17 protein-coding genes and 1 tRNA gene are annotated in these 16,550 nt (G+C 68.7%); 16 read left to right on the top strand and 2 right to left on the bottom strand.

Features of this window, described 5'->3' with window-relative positions; all coding sequences use genetic code 11:
• Window positions 1-9: 9 nt before the first annotated feature.
• Both PROPJV5_RS01100 and PROPJV5_RS01095 read right to left on the bottom strand, forming a co-directional pair.
• Window positions 10-1,422 (bottom strand): glycosyltransferase 87 family protein, encoded by a 1,413-nt coding sequence (locus PROPJV5_RS01100; RefSeq protein ID WP_119714498.1) that lies wholly within the window; start codon window positions 1,420-1,422, stop codon window positions 10-12.
• A gap of 87 nt (window positions 1,423-1,509) precedes the next feature.
• Window positions 1,510-1,581, bottom strand: a tRNA-Arg gene (locus PROPJV5_RS01095).
• A 146-nt stretch (window positions 1,582-1,727) separates the two neighbouring features.
• Here PROPJV5_RS01095 and lysA point away from each other — a divergent pair.
• The 16 genes from lysA to atpA all read left to right on the top strand — a co-directional run bounded on the left by lysA (window position 1,728) and on the right by atpA (window position 16,550).
• The gene (gene lysA, locus PROPJV5_RS01090) at window positions 1,728-3,131 is read left to right on the top strand and encodes a diaminopimelate decarboxylase (RefSeq protein ID WP_119714497.1); all 1,404 of its coding nucleotides are present in this window, start codon (window positions 1,728-1,730) and stop codon (window positions 3,129-3,131) included.
• A gap of 9 nt (window positions 3,132-3,140) precedes the next feature.
• Entirely contained in the window at window positions 3,141-4,466 is a 1,326-nt protein-coding gene (locus PROPJV5_RS01085; RefSeq protein WP_119714496.1) for a homoserine dehydrogenase, read from the top strand.
• A 16-nt stretch (window positions 4,467-4,482) separates the two neighbouring features.
• Entirely contained in the window at window positions 4,483-5,097 is a 615-nt protein-coding gene (thrH, locus tag PROPJV5_RS01080; RefSeq protein ID WP_119714495.1) for a bifunctional phosphoserine phosphatase/homoserine phosphotransferase ThrH, read from the top strand.
• Window positions 5,098-5,543: 446 nt separating this feature from the next.
• Window positions 5,544-7,322, top strand: coding sequence for a transcription termination factor Rho (gene rho, locus PROPJV5_RS01075; RefSeq protein ID WP_119714655.1), 1,779 nt, complete (start codon window positions 5,544-5,546; stop codon window positions 7,320-7,322).
• A 150-nt stretch (window positions 7,323-7,472) separates the two neighbouring features.
• Entirely contained in the window at window positions 7,473-7,691 is a 219-nt protein-coding gene (rpmE, locus tag PROPJV5_RS01070; protein ID WP_119714494.1) for a 50S ribosomal protein L31, read from the top strand.
• Between the two features lie 117 nt (window positions 7,692-7,808).
• On the top strand, window positions 7,809-8,885 hold the full coding sequence (gene prfA, locus PROPJV5_RS01065) for a peptide chain release factor 1 (RefSeq protein ID WP_119714493.1): 1,077 nt from the start codon (window positions 7,809-7,811) through the stop codon (window positions 8,883-8,885).
• Window positions 8,882-9,775 carry a peptide chain release factor N(5)-glutamine methyltransferase gene (gene prmC, locus PROPJV5_RS01060; RefSeq protein ID WP_239018337.1) on the top strand — a complete coding sequence of 298 codons (894 nt, stop codon included), beginning with the start codon at window positions 8,882-8,884 and terminating at the stop codon, window positions 9,773-9,775. Before prfA ends, prmC begins: the two co-directional genes overlap by 4 nt.
• Window positions 9,772-10,566, top strand: a complete 795-nt coding sequence (locus PROPJV5_RS01055; protein ID WP_119714492.1) for an L-threonylcarbamoyladenylate synthase — start codon at window positions 9,772-9,774, stop codon at window positions 10,564-10,566. The genes prmC and PROPJV5_RS01055 overlap by 4 nt, the downstream gene beginning before the upstream one ends.
• Window positions 10,567-10,574: 8 nt before the next feature.
• Complete coding sequence (locus PROPJV5_RS01050; RefSeq protein ID WP_119714491.1) at window positions 10,575-11,693, top strand: MraY family glycosyltransferase; 1,119 nt, start codon at window positions 10,575-10,577, stop codon at window positions 11,691-11,693.
• A gap of 32 nt (window positions 11,694-11,725) precedes the next feature.
• A complete protein-coding gene (locus tag PROPJV5_RS01045) occupies window positions 11,726-12,136 on the top strand; it encodes a hypothetical protein (protein WP_119714490.1) in 411 nt (136 codons plus the stop codon).
• Entirely contained in the window at window positions 12,129-12,356 is a 228-nt protein-coding gene (locus PROPJV5_RS01040) for a hypothetical protein (RefSeq protein WP_119714489.1), read from the top strand. The genes PROPJV5_RS01045 and PROPJV5_RS01040 overlap by 8 nt, the downstream gene beginning before the upstream one ends.
• Window positions 12,353-13,237 carry a F0F1 ATP synthase subunit A gene (atpB, locus tag PROPJV5_RS01035; protein ID WP_119714488.1) on the top strand — a complete coding sequence of 295 codons (885 nt, stop codon included), beginning with the start codon at window positions 12,353-12,355 and terminating at the stop codon, window positions 13,235-13,237. The genes PROPJV5_RS01040 and atpB overlap by 4 nt, the downstream gene beginning before the upstream one ends.
• 54 nt (window positions 13,238-13,291) lie before the next feature.
• Window positions 13,292-13,513: an ATP synthase F0 subunit C gene (locus PROPJV5_RS01030; protein ID WP_119160736.1), complete on the top strand. Its 222-nt coding sequence runs from the start codon at window positions 13,292-13,294 to the stop codon at window positions 13,511-13,513.
• Window positions 13,514-13,523: 10 nt separating this feature from the next.
• The gene (locus PROPJV5_RS01025; protein ID WP_119714487.1) at window positions 13,524-14,078 is read left to right on the top strand and encodes a F0F1 ATP synthase subunit B; all 555 of its coding nucleotides are present in this window, start codon (window positions 13,524-13,526) and stop codon (window positions 14,076-14,078) included.
• A gap of 6 nt (window positions 14,079-14,084) precedes the next feature.
• The gene (locus PROPJV5_RS01020) at window positions 14,085-14,855 is read left to right on the top strand and encodes a F0F1 ATP synthase subunit delta (RefSeq protein WP_119714486.1); all 771 of its coding nucleotides are present in this window, start codon (window positions 14,085-14,087) and stop codon (window positions 14,853-14,855) included.
• A gap of 60 nt (window positions 14,856-14,915) precedes the next feature.
• Entirely contained in the window at window positions 14,916-16,550 is a 1,635-nt protein-coding gene (gene atpA / locus PROPJV5_RS01015; RefSeq protein WP_119714485.1) for a F0F1 ATP synthase subunit alpha, read from the top strand.

Genomic DNA, 16,550 nt, shown 5'->3' with positions numbered 1-16,550 from the left:
GGCGGCTCCTCATCGTCCTGGACCAGGGGGGAGGACGGTCCCGCCACGTCGAGCGCGAACGGCCCTGACCGCCGACGGGCGCAGGTAGCTCCACACCCAGCGCACCACGAGCCCCAGGACGATGACCACCGCGACGTTGCGCAGGGCCAGCAGCACCGTGGCCGGCAGGCGCAGCAGCTCGTCGCTGACGTTCCAGTCGCTGACCAGGCGGTCATAGCTGAGCGGATAGACGAGCAGGGTGAAGGCGGTGGCCACGAGCATCCACATCGAGATCGCGTTCATGCGCGAACGATCCGTGAAGAAGCTCTCGGTGCGCTGGCTGCGCGCACCGAGCACGGCGTACGCGGCTGCCTGAGGGCCACCGATCCACATGATGTACTGCGGGCTGAAGGTCTTGTTCGTGACGATCATGATGAGGATCACCAGCTGCAGCAGGGCGACTGCCTCGATGATGCGGCCATGGCCACGCCACAACCACACCAGATAGGCGAGAAGCGCGGCGACGATGCCCACGTAGAAGGCCATGTCGGCGACCGCGACGATCGCGCTCACGCCCGGCCCCCAGATCTCGTAGGCCTGGTAGCGGCTGAGGGTCACCACGTAGTCACCGGTCCCGAGTGCTCGTCCGAGCATCGGCGGCGTGGCCGCGATGGACTCGATCTGCAGGCCCCGCCCCGACTGCCAGTGCAGCGGCGACATGAGGCGGTCCCAGCCGGCGAACCCGATGGAGGCCAGCACCAGGACGATTCCGGTGACCGCGAAACCGGCCGTCGTGGTGATCTTCTGGCGCCTGGAGCCGGGCAGCAGGGCCGGCCACAGCAGCGCGGGCCACAGCTTCACCGCGGCACCCGCCGCCGTCAGGGCGCCCGCGGTGACGTGGTGACGGCGCAGCAGGAAGATGACGGACCAGCCGGCGAGGACGCTGGTGAGAAGATCGAAGCGCAGATAGGCGGTCGGACCGACCAGGGCCAGGAAGAGCGTCCAGAAGACGACCGCCTGCCCCTTCATCGCGCCACCGGTGTGCCAGAGCGACCAGGTGAAGGCCGCGTCGAGGGCCAGCATCATGAGGGCGAAGGCCACCACGTAACCGTGCTGGGTGCCGAACCCGAGCAGGTAGGGGACGACCAGCAGGGCGATGACCGGGGTGGGGTATTCGGTGAGCGTGCTCGCCGGCCCGGAGTCGAACAAGACCTGGATCTTCTCGTAGTAGTAGACGACGTCTCCCTGCGTCGAGGGGGTCAGGAAGGCCCAGATGCAGCAGATGACCAGACGGGCGACGAACCAGAAGAACAGCAGGAAGCGACCCGACTGGAGGCGCTCGCGGGTGAAGGCCAGCGTGATCTGACGCGAGATGCGGGTGGACAGGCCCGAAGGGGTGGCGGCGGTGGCACCGGTACCGATGAGTGGCTGGTCTGCCGTCATCGTGCCCCTTCCGCGGCCAGGTGGCGAGCACCGCCCATTCAGCTGCAAGGCCCCGCGCCGATGCGCGAGGTAGGTTCGGTCGTAGGGCGCTCCCGGAGGGATTCGAACCCTCGCACCCGCCTCCGGAGGGCGGTGCTCTATCCCCTGAGCTACGGGAGCATGGCCCCCGATCTGGTGGGCCGCGCTTCAGCATAGCGCCCTGGTGAGGGCGGTGGCGAATGGCGCCGCGCCGGGGCCGTTGGAGCCGGCGGGTGGCCGGGCCTTCGTCTGGAAAGCTTCGATCCGGTCTGGAAGGATTGTGCATCGTGACTCATATGCATGTTGCCGGCGCGGTTCACGCCGACGTCGCAGCCCCGAGCCCGCAATGGCTCACCCGGCCCGACGACCCCAATGCCCTCGACCCGGCGCTGTGGAGTCGAACGGTCAGGCGCAACGAGGCCGGTTGCCTCGAGGTGGGCGGTGTCGACGTGCGAACCGCGATCGAGCGGGAGGGTTCACCGGTCTACCTCTTCGACGAGGCCGATTTCCGGTCCAGAGCCCGTGAGTTCGCCAGGGCATTCTCCGGCTGGGACGTCTACTACGCCGGCAAGGCGATGCTGACGCGGACGATCGCACGCATCATCGCCGAGGAGGACCTCGACCTCGACGTCTGCTCCGGGGGCGAACTGGTCGTGGCCCTCGCCGGCGGAATGGATCCGAACCGGATCGGCATGCACGGGAACAACAAGACCCCCGACGAACTCGAGCTCGCGCTGCGCAACGGCGTGGGCCGCATCATCGTCGACTCGCTGGACGAGATCGCCCGCATCGAGGAGTTGTGCAGCGCGGGCGGCTGGCAGGCCAGGGTCATGGTGCGCGTGACCCCCGGCGTCGAGGCGCACACCCACGAGTACATCGCCACGGCCCACGAGGACCAGAAATTCGGTTTCTCGATCGCCAACGGCCAGGCCATGGTTGCCATGGTCCGCTGCCACTACAGCCCCTACATCGAGCTGCTCGGCGTGCACAGCCACATCGGCTCCCAGATCTTCGACACCGGCGGTTTCGAGATCGCCGCGCGTCGCACCATCAAACTGATGAGCCAGTTCGCCGACGCGACCGGCTCCCACCTGCCCCAACTCGACCTGGGCGGTGGCTTCGGGATCGCCTACACGAGCGCGGACTCCCCGGCGACTCCCGAGCACCTGGCCGCAGGACTGCGCGACATCGTCGAGCACGAGGCGCGCGCCTACAACATCGACGTGCCCCGGATGTCCATCGAGCCCGGCCGGGCGATCGCCGGGCCCAGCACCATGGCCGTCTACACGGTCGGCACGGTGAAGGTCGTCGACCTTGACGGCGGTGCCCAGCGCCTGTACGTGAGCGTCGACGGCGGCATGAGCGACAACATCCGTCCCGCCCTGTACGCGGCCGAGTACTCCGGCGTCCTGGCCAATCGGATCTCCGACGAGACCGCGGTGCTGTCCCGCGTCGTCGGAAAGCACTGCGAGGGGGGCGACATCCTGGTGCGCGACGTCTTCCTGCCCGGCGACATCGTTCCCGGCGATCTCATCGCGGTGCCGGGGATGGGTGCCTACAGCCGCGAGATGGCCAGCAACTACAACCACGCGCTGCGTCCTCCCGTGGTGCGCGTGAGCGGGGGCGCGCTGCACCCTATGATTCGCCGTGAGACCATGGATGATCTGATGAGCCTGGATGTTGGTGACTGAGAGGGCGAGATGACCGACGAAACGAAGAATTCAACCACTCAACGCGTCCTGAAGGTGGCACTGCTCGGCTGCGGCACCGTGGGGGCCAAGGTTGCCCATACATTGCTGACCCAGCGTGCAGATCTCGCGGCGAAGAGCGGTTGCGTGCTCGAGCTGGTCGGCGTCGCGGTTCGTGACGCCTCCCTGCCACGTCCGGGCATCCCCGACGAACTGCTCACCGAGGATCCTGCCGCCCTGGTCGCCGACAGCGGCGCAGACATCGTCATCGAACTCATCGGAGGCATCGACCCGCCCCGCCAGCTCATCCTGTCCGCCATCGAGCACGGCGCCTCCATCGTCACGGCCAACAAGGCGCTGCTGGCCAAGCACGGCGAGGAGATCTACGCCGCAGCGGAGCGCAAGGGCGTCGACATCTACTACGAGGCCGCAGTGGCCGGCGCCATCCCGATCGTGCGACCGCTGCGCGAGTCACTCGTCGGCGACCAGATCCTGGCCGTCATGGGCATCGTCAACGGAACCACCAACTACATACTCGACAAGATGACCACCGAGCATCAGGACTTCGCGACGGCCCTCGCCACCGCGCAGAAACTCGGTTACGCCGAGGCCGACCCGACGGCCGACATCGAAGGATTCGACGCCGCGTCCAAGGCCGCCATCCTGGCCTCCCTGGCCTTCCACTCGTCGGTCCGCATCGACGACGTCTACCGGGAGGGCATCACCGGCGTCACGAGCGAGGACATCCAGGCGGCGGAGCTGGCGGACTGCGTCATCAAGCTCCTGGCGGTCGCCAGGCTCGACGACGAGGGCCGCATCGAGGTGCGCGTGCACCCGGTCATGGTTCCGCGCAGCCATCCGCTCGCGGTGGTCTCGGGTGCGAACAACGCGATCTTCATCGAAGCCGCCAACGCGGGCCGGCTCATGTTCATGGGTCCCGGCGCCGGCGGCTCGCCGACGGCCAGCGCCGTGACCGGTGACCTGGTGACCGTTGCCCGCAACAGGCTGCGCGGCGTCGAGAACCCGGCCCATTCGGTGTACCAGGGGCTCGCGGTCGCGCCGATGCGGCAGACCCGTACCCGGTACCACCTGAGATTCCAGGTCGCCGACCAGCCCGGCGTGCTCGCCGCGGTCGCCGGCCTGCTGGCCCAGCACCGCGTGTCGATTCATTCGGTGCATCAGCACGCCGAGCGCCCCGAGGAGCATCCCGACCTCGCCGTCCTGTCGATGGTCACCCACCTGGCGCGGGAGGCCGATGTCATGGCATGCATCACCGAGCTGGAGAAGACCGGTTACGTTCACGGTCAGGTGCGTTTCATGCGCGTCGAGGGCGTCTGAGGGGGACGCGAGCACCATGCACGTTGCCTGCCTGGACATGGAGGGCGTTCTCGTCCCCGAGATCTGGATCAGTGTCGCCGAGGCCACCGGTATCGATGACCTGCGCCTGACCACCCGCGACATCAGTGATTACGACGAACTGATGAGGCACAGGCTCACGGTCATGGCCGAGCACGACCTGAGGCTGAGCGTCATCAAGGACGTCATCGCCGACATGGGTCCCATGCCCGGCGCCGTCGAGTTCCTCGACTGGTTGCGCGAGCGGTGGCAGGTCGTCATCCTGTCGGACACCTTCTACGACTTCGCCGACCCGCTGATGGCCCAGATGGGGCGCCCGACCATCTTCTGCCACAGCCTCGTCACCGACAACGATCGTGTCGTCGGGTACCGGCTGCGCATGGCCGACCAGAAGCGAGAGGCCGTCAAGGCCTTCCGCGGGCTGAACTTCACGACCCTGGCCGCAGGGGACTCGTACAACGACACCCGCATGCTGCGTGAGGCCGACTACGGTGCGCTGTTCTGCCCGCCGCCGAACGTCATCAGCGAATTCCCCGACCTGCCGGTCGCCACCGACTACGACGCACTGGCCAGCCTCTTCGAACAGGCCGCGGAGTCCATCGAGGCCCGTTGAGACGTGTGCCAGATTCTCGTGGTCAGGGGTGCACGGGACGCCACCGTTGTTGCCCGGCGCTGCTACAGTTGTCCCGTGACGGGGCCACCCAGCCCTTGTTCTCACTGAGCCCGGGTGTTGAGCCGAACGGGCCGGTCACCGGATCCGCATTCGTCCAGGACCCGCCGCGTGCTGTCGTCGCGTCGGCCTCCGCGATCCGGGACTCGCCGAACCGATCCCTCATCACCGTGACGCGCAGTACGGGCACGCCGATCCCCGGTGGTGCGCGCGGCGCATGTCCGGGCGCACCACACGTCAGCCGTCATCGGTGAACCGGTACGGCACCACCAGGACTCCTCGGCACAGTGCGGGAGTCACATGCGGTTGTTGAAAGGATTCCAGTGACCGAAACCCAGGCTTCCCCCGCTGCTGCGGGCGAGGGCTCCACCACCGCCGCGCTGAGCGCCATGAAACTGTCCGAGCTGAAGGCGGTCGCCGCAAAACTCGGGATCAAGGGCGCTGGAAGCATGCGCAAGGGCGATCTGGTCGAGGTGATCAGCGCCCACCGTCCGGAAACCGGCGAGCAGGCGGACGAGGCTCCCAGGCAGGCCGCCCACCGCCGCGTCAACGGCGACGGCGGGGGCGCCCGGAAAACCGTTGCCCGAACCCGCAGGGGAAGCGACGCCCACGCGGACCAGGAGGTCGCCGGGCACGAGGCCGAGGCGCCTGCGGGACCACTCGAGGAGAAGCTGTCCACCGCCGATGCCGTGGCGGCTCGTCTCGAGGCCGCCGAGCAACTGTCCGGAGAGCGTCGCACGCGGGAGAACGCCGCCGAGCCGGGGGCCCCGGGTGGGCACGACAGGACACCCCGGGGCACCGACCCCGACACCGCGGATGAGATCGGTGCGCGGCTCGACCGTCTCTCCGGCAAATCGAGCGAAACCGAGCCGGCCAGGACCAACGGGGGAGACCAGCGTCGCAACCGTGACCGCAACCGTCGCGACGACGAGGAGTCCGGCGGATCGCGCCGCTCGCGCCGACGCCGCAACCGTGACCGCTCGAACCGTCGCCGGGGCGGCATGAACGAGCTCGAGGACCCGGTGGTACGCGAGGACGACGTCCTGCTCGACGTTTCGGGCATCCTCGACGTCCTGGACAACTACGCCTTCGTCCGCACCAGCGGCTACCTGCCGGGGCCCAACGACGCCTACGTCTCACTGTCGATGGTCCGCAAGAACGGGCTGCGCAAGGGCGACGTCATCACCGGCGCGATTCGCCAGCCCCGCGAGGGCGAGCGGCGCGAGAAGTACAACCCCCTCGTACGCCTGGACACCGTCAACGGCACCACGCCGGAGAACATGAGGCAACGTCCCGAATTCGCCAAGCTCACGCCGCTGTACCCGCAGGAACGCCTGCGCATGGAGACGACGCCGACCAACATGACCGGCCGCATCATCGATCTCATGTCGCCGATCGGCAAGGGGCAGCGCGGGCTGGTCGTCTCGCCGCCCAAGGCCGGCAAGACGATGGTCATGCAGAACATCGCCAACGCCATCACGGTCAACAACCCCGAGGTGCACCTCATGGTCGTCCTGGTGGACGAGCGTCCCGAGGAGGTCACCGATTTCCAGCGCACGACCACGGCCGAGGTCATCGCCTCGACCTTCGACCGTCCCGCCGAGGATCACACGACCATCGCAGAGCTCGCCATCGAACGCGCCAAGCGCCTGGTCGAGCTGGGGCGTGACGTCGTGATCCTCCTCGACGGGATCACCCGCCTCGGCCGCGCCTACAACCTGGCCGCCCCGGCGTCGGGCCGGATCCTGTCCGGCGGTGTCGACTCCGCGGCCCTGTACCCGCCCAAGAAGTTTTTCGGGGCGGCCCGCAACATCGAGAACGGCGGTTCGCTGACGATCCTCGCCACCGCGCTGGTAGAAACCGGGTCCAAGATGGACGAGGTCATCTTCGAGGAGTTCAAGGGCACCGGCAACATGGAACTGCGCCTGTCGCGCCAGCTCGCCGACAAGCGCATCTTCCCGGCCATCAACGTCGACGCGTCCAGCACTCGTCGTGAGGAGCTGCTGATGAGCGCCCAGGAACGCGACATCATCTGGAAGCTGCGGCGCGTGCTGTCCGGCCTGGACGAGCAGAAGGCCACGGAGACCCTGCTCGGCCGCTTGCGCAAGACCCGCAACAACTCGGAGTTCCTGGTCGTCATCTCCCGGACGACACCCGGTAGTGACTGACGCGGGTCCTGCCCCGGCGCTGGCCGTCGGGCACGCTGGATGAACCTGGACCCGTCGGCTACCATTGAGCGGCGCTCCGGTTCACGCCCGCCCCGCACTTCGCGCGGGGCCCCACGAGGGCGACCCGGAACGAGGAAACAGGAGAAGAACATGAAGAAGGCCACCCATCCCGAGTACCACGACGTCAGGGTCGTGTGCACCTGCGGCAACGAGTTCACCACGCGCAGCACCTACCCCGGCCAGACCATGACGGCCGATGTGTGCAGCAACTGCCACCCCTTCTACACCGGCAAGCAGAAGATCCTCGACACCGGTGGTCGTGTGGCGCGCTTCGAACGTCGATACGGCAAGCGTCAGGGAGCCAAGTAGGCTCTCGTCCCACTCAGGCGCCGGGGGAGTTCCCTCGGCGCCTGAGTCGTCCCTGGCCCACCTGCCCGTCGTACGGGTCGACCGCCGGAAGCCGACGGACCCGGAAAGGAGTGCCACGTGTTCGAAGCCGCCCAGTCACTGCGTGACGAGTTCGCCGAGCTCGAGACCCAGCTGGCCGACCCCGAGGTGGTCGGCGACCCCAAACGTTCGCGTCTCCTCGGACGCCGGTACTCGGAGCTGATCGGCATCGTGAGAACCCTCGACGAGTACGACCGGCTCACCGGCGACCTCGCCGCCGCCGAGGAGCTGGCCGGCGACGACCCGGGTTTCGCCGCCGAGGTCGTCTCACTCGGCGCCCGCCGTGAGGCCGCCGCCGACCGGCTCACCCGGCTCCTGGCGCCGCGCGATCCCAACGACGCCGACGACGCGATCATGGAGATCAGGTCGGGCGAGGGCGGTGAGGAGTCGGCCCTGTTCGCCGGCGATCTGCTGACCATGTACAGGCGTTACGCCGAGCACGCCGGCTGGGTCGTCGAGGTGCTCGAGGCCGAGGGCACCGACCTTGGCGGCTACAAGTCGGTCACCGTTGCCTTCCGCGCACGCCCGGGCCAGGGCGTCGACGAGGCGCCCTACGGGGTCCTCAAGTTCGAGGGCGGGGTGCACCGCGTCCAGCGCGTCCCCGTCACCGAGTCGTCCGGGCGCATCCACACCTCGGCCGCCGGCGTCCTCGTCATGCCCGACGTCGAGGACGACGAGATCGAGATCGACCCCGACGACCTGCGCATCGATGTCTACCGCTCCACCGGCAAGGGCGGTCAGGGCGTCAACACCACCGACTCGGCCGTACGGATCACGCACCTGCCCAGTGGCATCGTCGTCACCTGCCAGGACCAGCGCAGCCAGCTGCAGAACAAGGAGCAGGCCATGCGGATCCTGCGCGCGCGTCTCGCCGCCGCCGCCGAGCAGGAGGCCGCCGCGGCCGCGGAGCAGGCCCGGCGTTCCCAGGTGCGCACGGTCGACCGCTCGGAGCGCATCCGCACCTACAACTTCCCCGAGAACCGCATCACCGACCACCGCATCGGCTTCAAGGCGCACAACCTGGATGCCGTCCTCGCAGGGGAACTCGGCCCGGTCCTCGCGGCGCTTCACGAGGCCGATCTGGCCGAGCGTCTCAACCAGGTGGGCCGGCGATGACCCCCAACCGTCCCGCGGCGATGATCCGCGAGGGCATCGAGCGCCTCGCCCGGGCCGGCCTGCCGACCCCCCGCGCCGACGCCCGGCTCCTGCTGGCCCATGCCGCACGACTGGAACCGTCGGGGCTGGCCACGACCCGGGAACTCGACGACGTCGTGGCACGCCGCTACGAGGAACTGCTCGTCCGCCGCAGCAGCGGCGAACCGCTCCAGCACCTGACCGGCGTGGCATGGTTCCGCACGATCAAGGTGCTCGTCGGGCCGGGCGTGTTCATCCCGCGCCCCGAGACCGAGAGCGTCGTCCAGTTCGCGCTGCGCCAACTCGTCGCCCTGCGCCCGTCAACGGGCCCCGAGCCCGTCGTCGTCGACCTGTGCACCGGATCGGGTGTCATCGCGGCATCGATCGCCGACGAGTACCCCGGGCGGCCACGCATCTGGGCCGTCGAGAACTCCGACGAGGCCCTGCAGTGGGCCAGGCGGAACCTGGAGCCGCGGGGCGTCGAAGTCGTTCACGCCGACATGGCCGATGCACTCCACGAACTCGACGGACACGTCGACCTGGTCGTCGCCAACCCGCCGTACATCCCCGAGACCGCCGCGTCCCAGCTGCCCGCCGACGTCGTCGACCACGACCCGCACGAGGCCCTCTTCGCGGGTGCGGACGGCCTGGACGCCCTGCGCGTGCTCGCCGGCACGGCGGCCAGGCTCCTGAGAACCGGCGGCTGGCTCGTGGCCGAGCACGACGACACGCAGGGCGGCTCGGCGCCGCAGCTGCTCGCCGACACCGGATTCTTCCACACGATCGAGGACCACCCGGACCTGACCGGCCTGCCCCGCTTCGTCAGTGCGGTGCGCGCCCCGAGGCGGCCCCGGGATGAGGTGGAAGAATGAGCACCGTGAATGAGGCCAACGAGAACGAGACGGCCGCAGTGCCCGCCCTGTGCTTCGACCTGCGCACCGAGCACGACGAGGCGATGGCGGCGGCACAGCGGGCCGTGAAGGCCGGCCGGCTCGTCGTCCTGCCCACCGACACCGTCTACGGCGTCGGCGCCGATCCGTTCTCGCCGCAGGCCGTCCAGGAGCTCCTCGACGCCAAGCACCGCGGGCGCGACATGCCGCCGCCCGTCCTCATCGCGGAACCCGCCATGCTGCCGGCCCTGGCCGCAGCCGTTCCGCCGGGGGCCAAGCGCATGGTGGCCAGGTTCTGGCCCGGCGCACTCACCCTGATCCTGCGCGCGCCCACGAGCCTGCAGATGGACCTGGGGGAGAGCGGTGGCACGATCGCCGTGCGCGTCCCCGACAACGACGACGCCCGCGAGCTGCTGCGCCACACCGGACCGCTCGCCGTCTCGAGCGCGAACATCTCCGGTCAGGAGGCGGCGACCACCGTGGAACGGGCCCGGGCCATGCTCGCGGACACGGTTGCCGTCTACCTCGACGGGGGCCCGACGCCCGGCCCGACCGCCTCGACGATCGTCGACTTCACGAAGAGGTACGGCGGACGCATCCTGCGTACCGGCGCGATCGGCTACGACGAGCTCCTCGAGTGCAGCCCCGGCCTCGAGGACATCCAGAACCCGGCTCCCGACCCGGACGCCGGCTCCGAGCCCGGCGACCCCGCCGAGACCTCGGACGCCGAGACCCTGGACCCGGCCGAAACGCCTGACCGGGCCACGACCTGAGGCGACACATGCGCGAATACGTCCTGGTCATGCTCATCGCGGCCCTCGGCACATTCCTGTTCTGCGGGCCGTGCCGACGCGGTGCCGTGCGTGCGGGCGCTCTCGCGCCGGTGCGCGAACGCGATGTGCACTCGCGCCCGACGCCCTACCTGGGGGGCATGGCCATGCTCATCGGCGTCCTCGCCGCCTTCCTCCTGGCCATCCACCTGCCCTTCCTCGGGCGGCACGCCACACTGACGCACGACGCGCTGGGGATCTTCGCAGCCGCTGCCGTCATCTGCGTCATCGGCGCCATCGACGACGTGATCGATCTGCCGTGGATGGCCAAGATCGCCGGGCAGGTGCTCGCTGCCGGCGTCGTCGTCCTCAACGGCGTGCGCATGTACTGGGTGAGCCTGCCGCACCAGATCATCGCCCTCGACACGCCGACATCACTGCTCATCACGGTGCTGTACATCTTCGTCTGCGTGAACGCCATCAACCTCATCGACGGGCTGGACGGTCTGGCCGCCGGGGTCGTGGGCATCGGAGCGCTCGCACTGTTCGTCTACACCTATCTGCTGGCCTACCAGCAGCAGTTCGTCGTGGCGACGACGGCCTCGCTGGTCAGCGCGACCATCGCGGGGGTCTGCGCCGGGTTCCTGCCGCACAATTTCCACCGGGCCCGCATGTTCATGGGTGATTCGGGGTCAATGCTGCTGGGGCTCCTGCTGGCGTGCAGCACGATCTCGCTCACCGGCCAGATCGACTCGTCCGCGCTGACGCCCAGCAGCGGTGATGTCCTGCCCGCGCTGCTGCCCATCCTGCTGCCGATCGCCGTCATGGCGATTCCGCTGGCCGACCTGACGCTGGCATACGTCCGCCGCACCTGGAACGGCAACTGGTGGTTCGTGGCCGACAAGAAGCACCTGCACCACCGCCTGCTCCAGCGCGGCCACTCGCAGGTCAAGGCCGTGCTCATCATGTACATGTGGACCGCGCTGGTCGCCTTCGGCGTCATCGTCCTCGGCCTGGTCTGGAACCGCTGGCTCGTCGCCGGCCTGGTCCTGCTCGTGGTCGTGGCCGTCCTCGTGACGATCGGGCCACTCAGCGCAGCCCGTTCCGTCGCACGGAAGAACGCCTCGTGAAGCCCCGGTCGCCCCGGCCATGGCCGCGCACGATGCTGCTCTGGGGACTGGCCTGGGCGCTGGTGTTCAGTGTTCCCGCCGGCCTCGGAGGTCTTCTCGTCGCCGGCGTGGACGGGCTCAGGGGCTGGGCGATGTCACTGGCCGTCGTGGGGGCCTATTTCGCGGCGAGCGTCATCGGGGACGCCCATGCGCTGCGCACCCCGGACATGAGGGCCCTCGGACCGCTCCTGGCCGGTTTCGTGGCCAGGGCCGGTTGCGTGGTCCTCGCGCTCCATGGGTTGGAGGCGGTCGGCTGGCTCGTCGGGCGGGGTCGTGTGGACTGGTTCGCGTGGACGACGGTAACCTTGGTGTGCGGTTGGTCCTTCGGGATCATCTGGGCTCGGCTGCGTACGCGGAGCTTCATCTACGACGGCAACGAAGCGGAGGGGGCCGCCGATGAGTGATCATCAGCTCGACGCCCCGGCGAACGGGGCCGACCTCTCACCCGCCGGCAGTGGCGTGACCGCCGTGTCCTATCTGCTCGCCGGCGTCGGCTTCTACGGTGCGCTGGGCTGGCTCGCCGATCGGGCCCTGGGAACCGGCTGGTGCCTGCCTGCCGGTCTCGTGCTGGGCGCGGCAGCGGCCGTTTACCTGATCGTCAAGAGACTCGGAGGCGATGCATGAGCAGTGCTCAGACAACGGTCCCCGCTCAGCGCGAGAGGAAGGGCACCAGTCCGGCGCTCATCGCGGTGCTCGTCATCGTCGTGTGGATCGCGGCCACCAAGGCCTCTCAGCTCCTCACCGGTGCGACCAGCAGCTGGGAGTCCCCGAGCACTGAGGACTTCCAGTTCGAGGGCTGGTTCGGCATCGGGTGGTTCAACAAGCCGCTGCTGCTGGCACTCGTCGCCTTCATCGGCATCCTGGTGTTCTGGCTCCTCGCCTCGCGCAATCTGAAGGTCGTGCCCACCAAGGCGCAGTTCTTCGCCGAGTACGTCTACAACTTCGTCCGGACCATCGGCCGCGACATGATCGGCCCCGGCTACCGCAGATTCGTGCCCTATCTGCTGACGGTCTTCTGCTTCGTGCTGGTCAGCAACTGGTTCGGTGAGACCTTCCTGTTCATGTTCCCGACGTTCTCCCGGGTCAGCTACGCCTACGCGGCGGCGATCTGCACCTTCGCCGCCTACGTCGTGTCCGGTTTCAAGCAGCACGGTCTGGGCTACCTCAAGGTCGCGCTGGTCCCCTCCGGTGTCCCGATCTGGTTGACCCCGGTGATCATCCCGCTCGAGTTCATCTCGGCCTTCATCACCCGCCCACTGACCCTGTCGGTCCGACTCTTCGCGAACATGTTCGCCGGCCACATGTCGATCATGGTCTTCGTCGGCGGTGGAGCCGCCCTGCTCACGTGGGCCCACAACGCCTTCTACAACGTCACCGGCGTGGTGGCACTGCTCTTCGGCATGGTCATGCTGTGCTTGGAACTCTTCATAGGTTTTCTGCAGGCGTACATCTTCACGATGCTGACCGCGCAGTACATTGGCTCCTCAGTCGGCGAAGCCCACTGAGGGCCGTCCTCCCGGACGTCTTCACCCGACACGAAAGATCCGAAAGGAAATGCAATGACCCCGTTGGAGATCAGCGGTTCGCTGAACGTTCTCGGTTACGGCCTGGCGACGCTCGGCCCTGCCATCGGCGTGGCACTCATCTTCTACGCCGGCATCAACGGCATCGCTCGTCAGCCCGAGGCCCGGGGCACGATCATGCAGCCGGTCTACATCGGTTTCGCCATCGTCGAGGCGCTGGCCATCCTCGGGTTCGTCCTCGCCTTCGTCGTGCGGTGAGTAGCCCGCGATGACACCGTTCGAACTGGTGCCCCTGCTCGACCTGGGCCCGCTGCTGCCGGAACTGCCCGAGTTCCTCGCCGGTCTGGCGTTGCTCGCGGTCATGTGGCTGATCGTGGCCAAGATGGTTGCTCCCCGCTTCGAGGAGCTCTACGAGCGGCGCGCCGAGGAGATCGAGGGCGGTATCCGGCACGCCGAGCGGGTGCAGGCGGAGGCGGACGCCGCCAGGGCCGAGTACCAGAAGCAACTCGACCAGGTCCGCGCCGAGTCCTCCCGCGCCCGCGACGAGGCCAGGGAACGCGGTGACCAGATCATCGCCGAGGCGAAGGAGAGGGCGGCCCAGGAACAGGCCCGCATGATCGCCGAGGCACGGGCCCAGATAGCCGTCGAACGCGAGATCGCGATGGCCGAGCTCCGGTCGCAGGTGGGTGTCCTGGCCACGACACTGGCCGGTCGCATCCTCTCGGAGTCCCTCACCGACGACGAGCGGGCCCGCCACACGGTTGACCGCTTCCTGGCGGAGTTGGAGACCCAGCCCGTTCGCGCCCTGGACGCGGAGGAGTGAACTGCTGTGCCCGAGAACCGATTCGCAGCACTCAGCCGGGCGGCCGATGGGCTCGCCCCGGACCAGGCGCTGATCGGTGACCTCTTCCAGATCGTCGAGACCCTGCGCGACAATCCCGCGCTGCGCCGTGCCCTGACCGATACGACGCTCGACCCGGGCGACCGCGGACGGCTTGCCGAGCGCCTGTTCGGGCAGCGGATCGGCTCAGCGGCGGTGGGTCTGCTGTCCGCCGCCGCGGCCATGGACTGGCGGTCCGGGTTCGAGCTGGCAGATGCCCTGGAGACGCAGGGCGTGCGCATCGGCGTGCGCTCGGGCGATCCCGCCGCGGTCCGCGACGAGCTCGGCGCCTGTGCCCGGCTGATCAGCGGCACCGCACAGATCGAGCAGGCGTTCTCGATGCACGGGTCAGGGCCGCATGATCGTGCCGCGCTCATGACACGGCTGCTCGGTTCGCGGGTGAGTGCCGCAACACATGCGCTGATCCGGCACGCCGCTCGCCGCGGCGGTCGGGTCGGCCGGACGATCGCACGCTACGAGGAGATCGCCTCGGGTGTTCTCGGCCGGCGGCTGGCCCGGGTCACCGTCGCACGGCCTCTCCCAGCCGATCAGGCCGAGCGGCTCAAGGAGCAGCTGGGGCGCGTCTATGCCACACCGGTCGACCTGAGCGTCCGCATCGACCCCGACGTGCTCGGCGGAGTGCACGTGCGCATCGGCGACGAGGTGATCGACGGGACGATCGCGACCATCCTGGATCAGGCCCGCAGGCAGCTCGCCTGATCCGCCCACAGACCAGGCCCTGCGGGGCCGACATGCAGGAATCGAGGAAGACAGGACGCCATGGCTGAACTGAGTATCAGCTCGGACGAGATCCGCAGCGCACTGGCCAGTTTCGTGGAGAGCTTCACGCCCGACGAGGCCGTGCCCGAGGAAGTGGGTCGCGTGGTGAGTTCGGGCGACGGCATCGCGCGTGTCGAAGGGCTGCCGCGCGCGATGGCCAACGAACTGCTGCGTTTCGAGAACGGCACGATGGGTATCGCCCTCAACCTCGAGGCCCGTGAGATCGGCGCCGTCGTCCTGGGCGACTCCGAGGGCATCGACGAGAACTCCGTCGTGCGCGGCACCGGCGAGATCCTCTCTGTTCCGGTCGGCGACGGCTACCTGGGTCGTGTCGTGGATGCCATGGGCAACCCGATCGACGGCAAGGGCCCGCTGACCGGCATCGAGGGGCGTCGCGCCCTCGAGTTGCAGGCCGCCGACGTCATGCACCGGCAAGAGGTCCGCGAACCGCTGATGACCGGTCTGAAGGCCATCGACTCGATGGTTCCGATCGGTCGCGGACAGCGCGAGCTCATCATCGGCGACCGGAAGACGGGCAAGACCACCATCGCCACCGACACGATCATCAACCAGCGGGCGAACTGGCTGTCCGGCGACCCGACCCAGCAGGTGCGCTGCATCTACGTGGCCATCGGTCAGAAGAACTCGACCGTCACCGAGGTCCGGGAGAATCTCGAGAGGGCCGGTGCGATGGAGTACACCACCATCGTCAACGCTCCGGCCTCCGACCCCGCCGGGTTCAAGTACATCGCCCCGTACGCCGGGTCGGCCATCGGCCAGCACTGGATGTACGCGGGCAAGCACGTCCTCATCGTGTTCGACGACCTGACCAAGCAGGCCGAGGCCTACCGCGCCATGTCGCTGCTGCTGCGCCGTCCCCCGGGCCGCGAGGCCTACCCCGGCGACGTCTTCTACCTGCACAGCCGGCTGCTGGAACGCTGCGCCAAACTGTCCGACGACCTGGGCGGCGGTTCGATGACGGGTCTGCCGATCGTCGAGACGAAGGCCAACGACATCTCGGCCTACATTCCGACCAATGTCATTTCGATCACCGACGGCCAGATCTTCCTGCAGTCGGACCTCTTCAACGCCAACCAGCGGCCCGCCGTCGACGTCGGTCTGTCCGTCAGCCGGGTCGGCGGCGCCGCCCAGACCAAGGCCATGAAGCAGGTCTCCGGCACGCTGAAGATCGACCTGGCCCAGTACCGTGACATGCAGGCCTTCGCCATGTTCGCCTCCGACCTGGACGCGACCAGCCGCCGGCAGCTCGACCGGGGCGCCCGCCTCACCGAGCTGCTGCGCCAGAGCCAGGCCAGCCCGGTCCCGATGGCCGAGCAGGCGGTCGCCCTGTGGGCGGGCGTCAACGGCCACCTCGACATCGTTCCCGTCGAGGACGTGCTGCGGTTCGTCGAGGAGTTCCTCGAGCACCTGCGCGAGCAGACCGACGCCCTCGCCGCCATCGCGAGCTCCGGCGAGCTCACGGCCGAGACCACCGACGAACTCACCCGGCAGATCGACGCCTTCTGCACCATCTTCCGCACCAGCGACGGCCAGCCGCTCACCCGCGGTGAGGCCGACGAGGTCGACGGCGAGGACATCAGCCAGGTCACGATCGTCGCAACGAAGAGGTCGTGA

Origin of the sequence: Propionibacterium ruminifibrarum, from assembly GCF_900289195.1 — a bacterium.
Lineage (GTDB): Bacteria > Actinomycetota > Actinomycetes > Propionibacteriales > Propionibacteriaceae > Propionibacterium > Propionibacterium ruminifibrarum.
The sequence above is the reverse complement of the archived record's forward strand: the minus strand, read 5'-3'. Positions and strand labels throughout refer to the sequence as shown.

Coding starts and splice junctions, on each gene's coding strand:
- PROPJV5_RS01100 (WP_119714498.1), bottom strand. CDS start 1,422: ATGACGGCAGACCAGCCACTCATCGGTACCGGTGCCACCGCCGCCACC.
- PROPJV5_RS01085 (WP_119714496.1), top strand. CDS start 3,141: ATGACCGACGAAACGAAGAATTCAACCACTCAACGCGTCCTGAAGGTG.
- thrH (WP_119714495.1), top strand. CDS start 4,483: ATGCACGTTGCCTGCCTGGACATGGAGGGCGTTCTCGTCCCCGAGATC.
- rho (WP_119714655.1), top strand. CDS start 5,544: ATGAAACTGTCCGAGCTGAAGGCGGTCGCCGCAAAACTCGGGATCAAG.
- rpmE (WP_119714494.1), top strand. CDS start 7,473: ATGAAGAAGGCCACCCATCCCGAGTACCACGACGTCAGGGTCGTGTGC.
- prmC (WP_239018337.1), top strand. CDS start 8,882: ATGACCCCCAACCGTCCCGCGGCGATGATCCGCGAGGGCATCGAGCGC.
- PROPJV5_RS01055 (WP_119714492.1), top strand. CDS start 9,772: ATGAGCACCGTGAATGAGGCCAACGAGAACGAGACGGCCGCAGTGCCC.
- PROPJV5_RS01050 (WP_119714491.1), top strand. CDS start 10,575: ATGCGCGAATACGTCCTGGTCATGCTCATCGCGGCCCTCGGCACATTC.
- PROPJV5_RS01045 (WP_119714490.1), top strand. CDS start 11,726: ATGCTGCTCTGGGGACTGGCCTGGGCGCTGGTGTTCAGTGTTCCCGCC.
- PROPJV5_RS01040 (WP_119714489.1), top strand. CDS start 12,129: ATGAGTGATCATCAGCTCGACGCCCCGGCGAACGGGGCCGACCTCTCA.
- atpB (WP_119714488.1), top strand. CDS start 12,353: ATGAGCAGTGCTCAGACAACGGTCCCCGCTCAGCGCGAGAGGAAGGGC.
- PROPJV5_RS01030 (WP_119160736.1), top strand. CDS start 13,292: ATGACCCCGTTGGAGATCAGCGGTTCGCTGAACGTTCTCGGTTACGGC.
- PROPJV5_RS01025 (WP_119714487.1), top strand. CDS start 13,524: ATGACACCGTTCGAACTGGTGCCCCTGCTCGACCTGGGCCCGCTGCTG.
- atpA (WP_119714485.1), top strand. CDS start 14,916: ATGGCTGAACTGAGTATCAGCTCGGACGAGATCCGCAGCGCACTGGCC.